We start from the raw sequence: 12597 nt of genomic DNA, 5'->3' as shown, positions 1-12597 counted from the left end.
CGTTCAAACGGACTTGCTGAAATTCCACGTCAATCAAGCCCGGCCTTGCGCAGGCCCTGCAGGAAATGCAGCCCGCCTTCGGTTCCAAGACCCGGGTAACCGCTTCCTCGAAGAATCTCGGTGCTGAAGTCGGGTTCAACGTCATTCAGGCGCTGGCGCAGGCTTTCAAGCATCTGCACATTGCCCAGATGGGCATGGCTGGAAATCAGGTAGCGCAGGATGGAGTTGAACTTGGGGCGCTGCACAAGCGCCCTTTCGCCTGCGGCAATCGCGCTCCTGTGATCGCCCGCGAGCGTCGCCGCGATGCATTTTGTTGTGTCGAAATAATAACTGATGGGCGTGTTCGCACCGAGCTGCTGTGCCCAGGACGCCATGGCAAGCGCCTTGCTGTTGCGGCCGGAATAGGCGTTCAGCGTGGCATAAAGGTCCCAGCCAAGGGTCTGCTCGGGATCGAGCTTGAGCGCGCGCTCGTAAAGGGACGCCGCGAGGTCGAATTCACTGAACAGGTAGGAATGGATATGCGCAGCGAGGGACAGGACAAGCGGGTCGTATTCGTCTTCCTCCAATGCCCTGGTCGCGAAATACTGGGCCTCCGAAATCTGTGCGGCCGCATCGGCTGAAAACCGTTGCCCGACCTGGAAGGACTTGGAAAAGGCCATCCAGGCATAGGTCTGCGCATTCGGCTGGTGCTTCAGCAGCATCTCCAGCTTCTTGTCGGCACTGTAAAGGTGGTCCTCGGACAGACCGAAGATCTGGTAGATGCATTCGATCAGGACACCTGCCCTGGCGATGTCCGGGTTGATCGCCGTCGTTTGCAGAAGGCGTCCGATCTGAATGACCGTCTGGGACACAATAGCGTTGAGGTTCGACTGGGACGGCTCGAGGAAGCTGGATTGCGTGAAGGTCTGGCTCGAGGTCCAAAGCGTGATGCCGTTTTCCGTCGACACCAGCTCGACGGTCAGCCTGACGTTCTCGCCGAGAGATGTTTCCGTCACCCGAACGGCAAGCGGCAGCGTGACCTGCCGCAGACCCTTGGACAGCATCGGCTCATTTGTCCGCAGAACGGGAATGCGGCCCATTTCATGGAGGTTGCGCATCAGTTTCTGCTGGAGCGCGTTCGCGCATGGCTGGGTCGGCGGCACGTCCTGAAGTCCGATGGCCCAGGTGCCATCTGCCGAAGGGGTGGCCCTGGATGCCTCGTTCGGGCCCGGTGCGGGCGTGTTCAGGGCAGGCTTGTACTCCGCAGGGTCTTCGCTCAGATGCTCAACGTCCGGAACGCTGCCGTATCCGTCTCCGCCTGCCGCGGTGTGCGTTTTTTCAAATCGTTGATCCCAGATCTGCCGTTCGAGCGTCAGCCAGCTTTCGAATTCCGGATCGCAGATGTCAAAGCCTTCCAGGAAATGCTCCGAAAAATCATGCTGCTCGTCGGACAGGTGCAGCAGGCCTTTGTCCGCTTGTTCGCTGATTTGCTTGGCATCCACCTGGACCCGGGACAGATCGAGGGTCACCGAATACTTGTCGGCGATCAGGATGTCCTTGTAGTCCGCGCCGAAGCTTTTCCGAATATCCAACAGGGCCTGCCGGAGGCTGGCGGAGGCCTGATCCTCGCTGCGGTCGCTCCAGAGCTTGTCACGCAGCCAGACGCGCGAGCGGGATCCGCGGGGCGCAAGCGCCAGCATGGCCACGACGGCCTTGGATTTCTGGTTTTTCGGTGTCAGCTGATTGCCGCTTCGGTCCATGACCGTGGGCGGGCCCAGCAGGAAGATTTCCAGGTCATGATCACTACGCGGGCTGAAATTCATGTTTGCCCCCAGCGGATTGGCATCATTGCCACCGACAAAAAGTGCAGGAATGATACGCAAATTCGCGCAGCTCTGCAAAAGATGCGTGTGGGGCATTCTGAAATCCCAGATAGCATTCGGATCTCTTGCAGGGTAAACCGCGTGACGTAATCGCTGCGTCAATGTTGCGTAAATTCGCTGTCATTTGTGCGGATGACACGATAAATCCAACGGCGTAGCTGTTCGGCGATGGACAAGGGCGCTCGCCACCCGGCCGGAACGCTCTGCATCGGGCACTGTCCAGGCGGGCAGGACCGTGACCGGAACCGGAACGCTCGCTCGTCCGGATTTTACGGAAATTCTTGAACCACCGATTGCCCGCGCCTCATTGCGGGATTAGCGTGTGCGCCATGCTCCGTGGAGTCGTTCTTCCGCGAGACCCTTCCAGAACCTTTCTAGACGAGGCCCTCGATGGCACAGCTGCCCAATTCGCTCGAAGCCCGCGACAGCGCGGTCCAGCTCCACTCCTATGCCGATGCCCGCCGCCAGGAGGAGACCGGCGCGCTCGTGATCGACAAGGGCGAGGGCATCTATGTCGAGGACATCAACGGCAAGCGCTATATCGAGGGCATGGCCGGTTTGTGGAGCGTCGCCGTCGGCTTCGGCGAAAAGCGCCTCGTGGAGGCCGCCACAAGGCAGATAGAGAAGCTGCCCTATTATCACACCTTCACCTACAAGACCCACGGTCCGTCGATCGAGCTCGCCGAGAAGCTGATCGAGATGGCACCGGTGCCGATGTCTAAGGTCTATTTCACCAATTCAGGCTCGGAAGCCAATGACACGGCGGTCAAGCTGATCTGGTACCGCTCCAACGCGCTGGGCCAGCCGGAGCGCAAGAAGATCATTTCACGGGTGCGCGGCTACCACGGCGTCACCGTCGCCTCCGCCAGCCTGACCGGCCTGCCCAACAATCACAGGTCCTTCGACCTGCCGATCCCGCAGGTGCTGCACACCACCTGTCCGCACTACCGCACCATGAAACGGGACGGCGAGAGCGAGGCGGACTTCGCGAAACGCTGCGCGCGGGATCTGGAGGATCTGATCCTCGCCGAAGGCCCGGAGACCATTGCCGCCTTTTTCGCCGAACCGGTGATGGGCGCCGGAGGCGTGGTCGTGCCGCCGGACGGCTATTGGGAAGCGGTGCAGCCGATCCTGAAAAAATACGGCATCCTGTTTGTCGCCGACGAGGTCATCTGCGGCTTCGGCCGCACCGGCAACATGTTCGGGACCGAGACTTATTCTCTCCAGCCGGACATCATGACGCTGTCAAAGGCGCTGTCGTCGTCCTATCAGCCGATCTCCGCGCTGCTGATCAATGATGACGTCTATCAGCCGATTGCCGACGAGAGCCACAAGATCGGCGTGCTCGGCCATGGTTACACGGGCAGCGGCCATCCGGTCGCCGCCGCCGTCGCGCTGGAAAACCTGAAGATCATCGAGGAGCGGGACCTGGTCGGCCACGTCAAGGCGATCGCGCCGACGTTCCAGAAGCGACTTGCCGCGCTGGCTGACAACCCGCTGGTGATCGAGACACGCGGCATCGGCCTGATCGGCGCGGCGGAACTGCATCACGAAGCGCTTGCCGAAACACCGGGGGCGCTTGGCGCCAGGACCAACGCGGTCTTTCACGAAAACGGCCTGATCTCGCGCAACATGCTCGACGCCATGGCCTTCTGTCCGCCGCTGATCATCACCGAGGCGCAGGTCCACGAGATGTTCGACATCGCCGAGGCCAGCCTCAAGTCGATCCGGGAAAGCCTGTGACAAACTGGTCGATCATAGGCACCATCAGCGGCACCTCGGCCGATGGCATCGACCTGGCCGAGATCACGACGGACGGCGAGCGGGTGACCCGTTTCGGTCCGGCGGAAACGGCAGACTATCGGCCGGAGACGAAGCGCCGTGTTCTCGAAGCGGCTGCCCGGAAGGGAACGGGCCGCGATGCCTGGCCGGAGATTGCCGCCGCCGTCACGCGGGATCATGCCGAAGCCATAGGCGCGTTCCTGGAAACCCATGGTCTTCTGCCCGATGCCGTCGTCTTTCACGGCCAGACGGTCTGGCACGACCCCGGCGCGGGCGAGACGGTGCAGCTCGGGGATCCGCAGACGCTTGCGGACGCACTTGGCCTGCCGGTGATCGGCGATGTCCGCCTGGCTGACATGGCAGCGGGCGGTGAGGGCGCCCCTCTGGTGCCGGTCTACCACCGCGCTCTTGCCAAGACGCTTGTCGGCGAGCAGCGGGAGCCGCTCTGTTTCCTGAATATCGGCGGGGTTTCCAACCTGACCTTTATCGACGGCGACCGGTTGCTGGCTTTCGACATCGGTCCCGGCAACGCGCTGCTGGACGACTGGATCCGCCGGCATGGAGGCGGTGACTATGACGCGGGCGGCGCACTGTCCGCCAGGGGGCAGGTGGACGAAGCTCGGTTGACCCAGGCGCTGTCCCATCCATTTCTTTCAGAACCCGGTCCGAAATCCCTCGACCGCTACAGTTTTTCCGGCGCGTTCGTCGAAGGCCTGGACCTGGAAGATGGTGCGGCCACCTTGCTGGCCTTCACCGCGGAAGCCATCGCCAAGGCCGAGCTGCTGGTGCCACAGCGCCCGAAGCTCTGGCTTGTCTGCGGCGGCGGCCGGCACAACCCGGTGCTGATGAAGGCGCTCGACGATCGGCTCGGCGGCGAGGTGGTGTCCGCCGACAGTTTCGGGATCGACGGCGATGCGCTGGAGGCCCAGGCGATGGCGTTTCTGGGCGCACGTTTGAAGGCGGGCCTGCCGACGACCTACCCGGAAACCACCGGCGTCGCTGAACCGGTCACCGGTGGCAAGCTCTATCAACCCGCAGGCTGATCCAACGGCCTCGCGGTTGGCGACAGGCAGGGAAGGTGGACGGGCCGGATTGGCCGGTTTCCGCGCTGGCCGGTCAGTTCGTCCCCTGAACGAGATCGAATTGCACCCAGCCGTCACGGACCAGTGGCGGGTAATCCACAAAGGGATATTTGCCGCAGCCACCGTCCTTGAACCAGACATTGATGCCACGATACCGGCCGTCAAACAGACCGTCCTCCAGGGTCGCTTCCAGTTCCGGCCACTGCGAAGGATCGTTCAGCAGGCTTGTGCGCAGGCCGGCGCAGCCTTCGCGGCCGGGCGGCTGCCGGCGGGGGGAGGCAATGCCCAGAATGGTTTTGCCCCTCACGGAGGTGCCGGCGCGTGTTCCGGAGAAGACAACATCGCCGATTTCAAGAACGGTCCATTGTCGGACATAGGCCTCCAGTGAGGCCGGAACCTTTTCAAGTGTACCCGTCAGCGCGCCGTTCTGGTCTCTCAGGCGCAGGGTTGCGCCCTTGAGACTGCCGAAATCGACGGTCCACCAACTTTCGGAAGGGCTGACACTGCCTGTGTTTTTCAAGGCGGGTTCACTGCTTTCGGGACGCGTGTCGGTGGGAACCAGGGATGGTTCTACCGGCGCGGGCGGCACAGGTGGGCGTGTTGCGTTTGCGGCTGCCGCGCCCTGCCTGTCGGCGGTCTGCGGCGGTTCCGAGGCTACGCAAAAGACCGTGCCGTTGAGTTCGCTGTAGAACGGAGCGCCGGTCATGCGTCCGCAGGCCTGTGCAAGATCGACCGGCTGGAGCGAAAAGCCGCCTGTCGCCCCAGGCTGGCGGCAGTAATGCGGATTGTCCGGCTGTTCCGCGACAAATTGATAGGAACCGTTGGCGAAGCTGTCACGGCAGTAGCTGACGAAGTCGTCGGGATTCAAAGGTTGGCCGGCTGCCTGTCGAGGCCCAGGGCCTGCCGCGCAAATGATCCGGTCGCCCAGCTGGCGGTAGCCGGCGGAACCGGTTGTCAGCTCGCAGGCGCGATCAAGGTCGATCCCCTGCAAGACCCCGGCCTGGCTGCAGTAGTGCCCCGCTCCCCAGCTTTGGGTCCGTTTTACATAGGCACTGCCGGGAAATGCCTCCCGGCAAAAGGCGCCGAAGTCGGCATCCTGTTCGGGCAGGCCGGTCTGCGCTTTTGCAGGTGCGGCGGCTGCCAGCACGGTAACCAGGGCGCAAAGAAAAGGAGCCGGGCGTTGCATGCGGTATTCTCCGGTTGGATCCGCCACGCGAGACATGCATGACGGATCTCGTGTATCCCGCAAGCAGGGTGAGGGCAAAACGCACCGTCTGATGTGCCCGATATCACGACAGAGGCGGTTGCACGTCACAATCCGGTCGATCGTTACAAGCCGTCGGCACGCCGGGAAAGCCAGTTCGGAAAGGTCCGTTTCAACTCGGCTGTCCTTTCGGCAGTCTCCGGAAAACAGTCCGCGCCGCCGTCATAGGGCGCGAAGATCGCCCCGGTCTTTTCCGATATCCAGGTCACCCCGAAAACCTCGTCCTGCGCTATGGCGCCGAGAAGGTCGTCCGCGCTCCCGCTGTTCCAGCGGGTCTCTCCGGCATAGACAGACCAGCACTCGTCCGGCCCGAACAGGTCTGGATCTTCGAAGGCGGTCACAAAGGAAAGGGTCCTGTCTCCGGTCTGTATTTTGCGTTCGAGCGGAGATTCCCTGGCGGCAAATTTGCAATGCACCAGCCAGACCGGTTCGGTGTCTTCCAGCAGCCAGGACGCAAGCGCATTCATACGCTCAAGAACCGTCTCCGTTTCATCCGGCTTTTCCGGATAGCGTTTGGCTTGCGGCAAGGAATGAAATCGGACCCAGCGGTCCTTGAACGCATTGCGCAGAAGAAACCCCAGGGGAAGCGTCCCGTGAAGGACCTGCGACAGAACACGTTCGAAACGGTGCATGCGAAGCCTCGGGTTCCGGTTTTTCGCAAGGATACCGTCAATCCGGCAATTCTCAATCCACGCTCTTCAGGCACCGCGCCACCTTGCGCCGAACCCCGCTTGCGGCTAACCAGATTGCATGAACGGATCTGAAATCTATCAACGGCTGATCGGGCTGATCGAGGAACGGGTGCTGAAACCGGGAGACCGGCTGCGGGAAGCCGATCTCGCCGAGGAGTTCGGCGTATCCCGAACCCCGATCCGCGAAGGGCTGAAAAGGCTGGAGGCCCAGGGACTGGCGGTGCACGAGCCCAACAGGGGCATGGTGGTGCCGACCCTCGACCATGGCCAGATCAACGAGGTCTATTTCATGCGCGAGGTGCTGGAAGGCACGGCGGCGGGCCTTGCCGCAAAACATGCCTCCAAACCCGAGATCGAGATCCTGCAGGACCTGGTCGTTGCCGACCGCAAGCGCATCGCCGACAAGGACAGCCTGGTGCGCTCCAACCGCGAGTTTCACCGGCGCCTGTGCCTGGCGTCCCACAACCGCTATCTCGTCGACCAGATCGACCATCTGCGCCTGTCGCTGATCCTGATGGCCGGCACCACGCTGGACACGCCCGAGCGGCGCGAGACAGCGGTCGAGGAACACGCGGCCATCGTCGACGCCATCGCCAGGGGAGATTCGAAGGCGGCCGAATCCGCCGCCCGCCTTCATATTTCCCATGCGCACAAGACGCGGTTGCAACAGGTCTAGGGAATCTGCTCAGCCCGCCTTGCCGGAATATTGCTCAAAATATTCCGTGATCACCTGACGCGCGAACGCACCGATGCTGGCATAATCGGCTTCCGTCAGGTTGGCCAGCGAGACCCGGGCCGAAGCGTCGACCACTTCGAAGCCCTTGCCGGGCAGGAGCACGACACCGGTTTCCTCCGCGAGGCGGAACAGGAAGTCGTAGCCCTTCTTGTTGGCGACGAACCAGTCGGCGAAGGCGTCGCCGTAAAGCCGGCCGCTCAGGTGCTGCAGATTGATCAGCGTGTAGTAGTTGACGTCATTGGGTTCGCGATGCGGCTTGACGCCCATGTTGAGTTCCAGGGTGCAGAAGCGCTTTCGGATCAGGCTCTTCGCCGCGTTCTTGTAGCGGTTGTCCCGGTCGAGCAGGCCTGAAAACGCAAACAGCATCATCTGGATCTGCTGCGGCGTGGAAGCGCCGGCGGTATGGTTGAGCGCCACCGCGCGGCTGTCGGCGACCAGCCGGTCGATCATCCTGATGTCGCGCGGCGTGGTGGTGAGCGAAGAATAACGCCTGTCGAGAACGGCCTTGGTGTCTTCGGGCAGCGCGGCCAGGGCCTCGTCGAAGACATTGTCCTCATGCAGCGCGATGACGCCGAGCCGCCAGCCGGTGGCACCGAAATATTTCGAAAAGGAATAGACGCACAGGGTGTTGCGCGGAGCCTTGGCGAACAGCGAGACGAACTCGTCTGCGAAGGTGCCGTAGACATCGTCGGTCACCACGAAAAGGTCCGGGCGCTTGTCGTTGATGACCGCGGCCACCCGGTCGAGATCTTCCGGCGACAACTTGACGGAGGGCGGATTGCTCGGATTGACGATACAGAACACCTTGATCGCCGGATCTTCCAGCTTGGCAAGCTCCGCGTCGGAGAACTGCCAGTCGGCGCCTTCCTCCATGCGGATGTCGACCACCGGCATGTCGTAGTCCGGCAGGGGCGGGATTTCGAGATAAGGCGAGAAGATCGGCGTTCCGAGCGCGATCTTGTCGCCTTTCCGGACGAGGCCGTTGGCTTTCAGCGTCTGGAAGATATAGGTCATCGCCGCCGTGCCGCCTTCCGTTGCGAAGACGGAAAAGGGGCCCTGCCGCGGCTCGCCGTTGAACATTTCCTGGGCCAGGTAGGCGCCGACAATCTTCTCTGCGTGGGTCAGCATGCGCGGCGGGACCGGGTAATTGCATCCCAGAAATCCGGCGACCATTTCATGGATCAGCTCGTGCCGGTGAATGCCGAGCTGGTCCTTGGCATAGGCGAGAGCCGCCTTGAGAAAGGTCGTGCCGTCCAGGTCTTCATGACGGTGCAGAAAGTTTTCGAAGCGCTGCAGCAGGCCCTGTTTCTCCGGCAGCCCGCCGAAGCCGCTGTCGAGGTAGGAATAGGAGCGTTCGGCTTCCTCGACAGCGAAATCTCCGAGCCGAAGGAAAGCGCGTCGTGGATGGGTCGCGAGGAAATTCGGATTGCCGCGGCCGGCATTCAGCATCATCCGGTCCGCCGAGGACGACGCGATCTCGATGAGCTTGTCCTTCAGTTCGAACGGGCTGAGATTTTCGAATTCGGAATAGTCGCGATCACTCATGAAACTCTCCAGATCTCTCACGGAGCGGGATTGGTGGAAACGAGACCGACAATCAGCGGCCCCCACAGGGTGAGCAGCACGTTGGCAACCGCATAGGTCACGGTGAAGGTGACGACCGGCGTGGCGTTTTCGGCCTTGCCCAGGAGGGCCGCGAAACCCGGATTGGCGCTGCGTCCGCCCGCGACGCAGGCGAGCGCCTCGATCGGGTTTTGAATGCGCAGCACGTAGTAGGAAAAGAAGAAGCCGATCAGTTGCGGTATGAGCGTCACGCCGATGCCGAACAGGAACAGGCTCATCCCCTGCTCCTGCAAGGTGGTCAGGACCTGGGGGCCGGCGCTGATGCCGACGACACCGACAAAGACCGCCAGGCCGAAATCACGCAGGAAATTGACGGCCCCGGTCGGCAGGGCGGCATAGCGCGGGTGGGTGCCGCGCAGCCAGCCGAACAAAAGGCCCGACAACAGGCAGCCGCCGCCGCTGCCGATGGAGACCGGAACGCCGCCCAGCCGGAACTCGATCAGCCCCAGCAGCAGGCCAAGCGTCATGCCGATCCCGAAAAAGATGAAATCGGTCACGGCCGCCGCGCTGATCGGGTAACCGATGGCTTTCTGGACCGCGTTCAGGTCGCGCGGGTTGCCGGTCACCTGTAATTCGTCACCCTTGTGGAGCTCGAGGTCGGGCAGAAGCGGCAGGTCCCGCCCCATGCGTTTGACACCGGTGAGGAATACGTCGCGCATCGCCCGGGACTGCGTGAGGTCGTGAATGTCCTGCAGGGTGTGGTCCGCAAAGTCCGGGCTGGTCAGAACGATATGACGGTTTTCCAGAACCAGCCGGTAGCTGGCGGGTGCGGGGACTTCCCTGGCAAAGTCTTGCGGCGTCGTCTCCAGGGCGTCCACCATTCCGGTGAGCGCCAGAACATCGCCTTCCTGAAGGCTGGTCACCGTGTCGATATCAATCTCCTGTCCGGCGCGCAGCACCGCTTCCACTGCGAAGTCCTTGTAGAAGACGTCCATTTCCTGTGCCGGGTGGCCAATCCAGTCCGTGCCAGGTTGGAGTTGATAGAACCTTGTGTCGATCCGCTGCGCGGCGTCGAATTGTCCGGGCTCCAGGGTTGCCGCGCCGCCGGACATCTTCTCGGCCAGCTTGATCGCCTCGGTGCGGATGTCCCAGCGCATGATCGTCGGGAAAAACCAGGTGATCATGAGGATCGGCCCGATCGAACCGAAGATGTAGCAGACGGCATAGCCGACCGCGATGTTGGTCTCCATCACCGACTTGAGGTCGGCGGAAACAGTCAGCTTCTGGATGGTTTCTCCGGCCGTGCCGATGATCGCCGACTGGGTCAGCCCCCCGGCCGCCAGCCCCGCGGCCGTGCCGCGATCCAGTCCGAAACCCCAGGCGAAGGCGAGAACCGTGAGAAGGCCGAGCACGCACATCACGCCCGCCGACAGCAGCTGGGTCAGGGACTTGAGCGACAGCGCCCGGAAGAATTGCGGTCCGCCCTGGTAGCCGACCGCGTAGATGAACAGGGCAAAGAAGATGTCCTTGATGGCCGTGTCGATGGTTACGCCGGCCTGACCGAGGATGACGCCGACAACCAGCGTCCCGGCGATGCCTCCGAGCACGAAATTGCCGATCTTGAGCTTGCCCGCGAAATAGCCGAGGGCGACGGCTGCGAACAGGAACACCAGTGGAGCATGCGCCGCCAGCCAGTTCAGAACCTCCATCCGTGGCCTCCCGATCCCTCGTGAAGTTGCCGTGCAACCGACACTCGAACGCAAAAACTATTGCGTCTTATCGTTTGTCAGACAAGCGGGGTCGGGTTTCTACGGATGGTGGGCATGTGTCGGCGCAAGCGGCCGATCCTTCGAGACGGCGCGAGCGCGCCTCCTCAGGATGACGCTGTTGGGGGGGCAAGGCCGTGGGACAGCCCTGAAATGCACCGGCGTTGGATGTATTCCGTTGGCCGGCCTGTCTCACCAAAGGGCGAAATTCAACACTCAGCTTCCCAAAATATCCGCACCGAACAGCGTCATCCTGAGGAGCCGCGAAGCGGCGTCTCGAAGGATCGGCCGCATGCTCATGAACAGCTTACCGGTTGCGAGGAAGCACCATCTCTTTACGCGAACACCCCGCTCAGCACTCGACGACGTTGACCGCGAGACCGCCCTTCGAGGTCTCCTTGTACTGTTCCATCATGTCCATGCCTGTCTGGCGCATGGTTTCGATGCAGCCGTCGAGGGGGACGAAGTGGGAACCGTCGCCGCGTAGCGCCAGCGAGGCCGCGGTCACCGCCTTGACCGCTCCAAGGGCGTTGCGTTCGATGCAGGGCACCTGGACGAGACCGGCGATCGGATCGCAGGTCATGCCGAGGTGATGTTCCAGCGCGATCTCGGCCGCATTCTCGATCTGCTCGTTGGTGCCGCCAAGCGCGGCGCACAGGCCGGCGGCCGCCATGGCCGAGGCCGAGCCGACCTCGCCCTGGCAACCGACCTCGGCGCCGGAGATCGAGGCATTGGCCTTGATGATGCCGCCGACCGCCGCCGCGGTCAGAAGGAAGGTGCGGATACCTGTCTGGTCAGCGCCCGGGCAATGATCGAGATAATAGCGGGTCACCGCCGGAATGACGCCGGCCGCACCGTTGGTCGGGGCCGTGACCACGCGCCCGCCGGCCGCGTTTTCCTCGTTGACCGCCATCGCGTAGACGCCGAGCCAGTCGACCACATTGTGTTCGAAGGGCGGATTGGTGCGGCCCTCGCGGATCAGTTTCTGGTAGATGTCGGCGGCACGCCGTTTCACCTTGAGTCCGCCGGGAAGTATGCCGGTCTGGCTGATGCCGCGGTTGATGCAACTGTCCATGGCCGACCAAAGCCGGTCGATGCCCGCCTCGACTTCTTCCCTCGTCTGCTCGGCACATTCGTTTTGCAGCTTCATTTCGGCAATCGAAAGCTCCGCCTCCCGGCCCATTTCCAGCATCTGCCTGGCGCTCGCGAATGGAAACGGCACATCCTGCTTGGCAAGCTCGTTGACGGGTTCGTTGGAGGTCTTGCGCAACTCGGATTCGCTGACGACGAAGCCGCCGCCGATCGAATAGTAGACGAAGGTGTCGATCAGCGATCCCGACGCGTCCAAAAGATGGAAGGTCATGCCATTGGCGTGGAGCGGCAGCGGCGGGCCGTAATCGAAAATGACGTCCTTGTCCGGGGTGAATGTCAGCTCGGGCAGGCCGTCGATCTTCAGTTTCTGCGACTGATTCAGGGCGTCCAGCATCGGCTCGACCTGGTCCGGATCGAGCGTGTCGGGCCGGGCACCCAGAAGGCCGAGACAGACAGCCTTGTCGGTCGCATGTCCCTTGCCGGTGAAGGCGAGCGAGCCGTGCAGGGTGACGGTGAGGCGTGCGGCGCGCTGTTCCGCGCCGGCCAGGCCACGCAGCCGGTCGAGATAACGGTGCACGGCCACCATGGGGCCGACCGTATGCGAGCTGGACGGGCCGATGCCGATCTTGAATATGTCGAAGACGCTGATGAACATCTCTACTGGACCATATGTCATTGCCGCGCTGACGCTGTCAGCGATTTGCTGCCAAGCTAACAGATAGCGCTGCCCATACTTCCGTTCAAACGCGCAATAATAT

Annotated in this window: 9 protein-coding genes; 3 read left to right on the top strand and 6 right to left on the bottom strand. The window is 62.5% G+C overall.

Features of this window, described 5'->3' with window-relative positions; translation table 11 throughout:
- Nucleotides 1-29: 29 nt before the first annotated feature.
- Nucleotides 30-1802 carry an SARP family transcriptional regulator gene (locus O6760_RS01735; RefSeq protein WP_269583772.1) on the bottom strand — a complete coding sequence of 591 codons (1773 nt, stop codon included), beginning with the start codon at nucleotides 1800-1802 and terminating at the stop codon, nucleotides 30-32.
- 450 nt (nucleotides 1803-2252) lie between these two features.
- Here O6760_RS01735 and O6760_RS01730 point away from each other — a divergent pair, with 450 nt between their 5' ends.
- Complete coding sequence (locus O6760_RS01730) at nucleotides 2253-3605, top strand: aspartate aminotransferase family protein (RefSeq protein ID WP_269583771.1); 1353 nt, start codon at nucleotides 2253-2255, stop codon at nucleotides 3603-3605.
- Nucleotides 3602-4687: an anhydro-N-acetylmuramic acid kinase gene (locus O6760_RS01725; RefSeq protein ID WP_269583770.1), complete on the top strand. Its 1086-nt coding sequence runs from the start codon at nucleotides 3602-3604 to the stop codon at nucleotides 4685-4687. Before O6760_RS01730 ends, O6760_RS01725 begins: the two co-directional genes overlap by 4 nt.
- A gap of 73 nt (nucleotides 4688-4760) precedes the next feature.
- On the opposite strand, the gene O6760_RS01720 is transcribed toward O6760_RS01725, so the two are convergent.
- Together O6760_RS01720 and O6760_RS01715 are read right to left on the bottom strand one after the other, a co-directional pair.
- Nucleotides 4761-5912, bottom strand: coding sequence for a hypothetical protein (locus O6760_RS01720; RefSeq protein ID WP_269583769.1), 1152 nt, complete (start codon nucleotides 5910-5912; stop codon nucleotides 4761-4763).
- 143 nt (nucleotides 5913-6055) lie between these two features.
- The gene (locus O6760_RS01715; protein ID WP_269583768.1) at nucleotides 6056-6622 is read right to left on the bottom strand and encodes a DUF3885 domain-containing protein; all 567 of its coding nucleotides are present in this window, start codon (nucleotides 6620-6622) and stop codon (nucleotides 6056-6058) included.
- 118 nt (nucleotides 6623-6740) lie between these two features.
- On the opposite strand from O6760_RS01715, the gene O6760_RS01710 reads away from it, so the two are divergent.
- Entirely contained in the window at nucleotides 6741-7358 is a 618-nt protein-coding gene (locus O6760_RS01710) for a GntR family transcriptional regulator (protein ID WP_269583767.1), read from the top strand.
- A gap of 9 nt (nucleotides 7359-7367) precedes the next feature.
- Here the strand turns inward: O6760_RS01710 and O6760_RS01705 are convergent, their stop codons facing one another.
- From O6760_RS01705 to O6760_RS01695, 3 genes are all read right to left on the bottom strand, one after another.
- The gene (locus O6760_RS01705; RefSeq protein WP_269583766.1) at nucleotides 7368-8963 is read right to left on the bottom strand and encodes a bifunctional aspartate transaminase/aspartate 4-decarboxylase; all 1596 of its coding nucleotides are present in this window, start codon (nucleotides 8961-8963) and stop codon (nucleotides 7368-7370) included.
- A 17-nt stretch (nucleotides 8964-8980) separates the two neighbouring features.
- Nucleotides 8981-10690: an aspartate-alanine antiporter gene (aspT, locus tag O6760_RS01700; RefSeq protein ID WP_269583765.1), complete on the bottom strand. Its 1710-nt coding sequence runs from the start codon at nucleotides 10688-10690 to the stop codon at nucleotides 8981-8983.
- A gap of 409 nt (nucleotides 10691-11099) precedes the next feature.
- Complete coding sequence (locus O6760_RS01695) at nucleotides 11100-12494, bottom strand: L-serine ammonia-lyase (protein ID WP_269583764.1); 1395 nt, start codon at nucleotides 12492-12494, stop codon at nucleotides 11100-11102.
- Between the last annotated feature and the right edge of the window lie 103 nt (nucleotides 12495-12597).

Origin of the sequence: Roseibium sp. Sym1 (assembly GCF_027359675.1) — a bacterium.
Classification (GTDB): domain Bacteria; phylum Pseudomonadota; class Alphaproteobacteria; order Rhizobiales; family Stappiaceae; genus Roseibium.
This window is presented reverse-complemented; position numbering and strand designations above follow the sequence as displayed.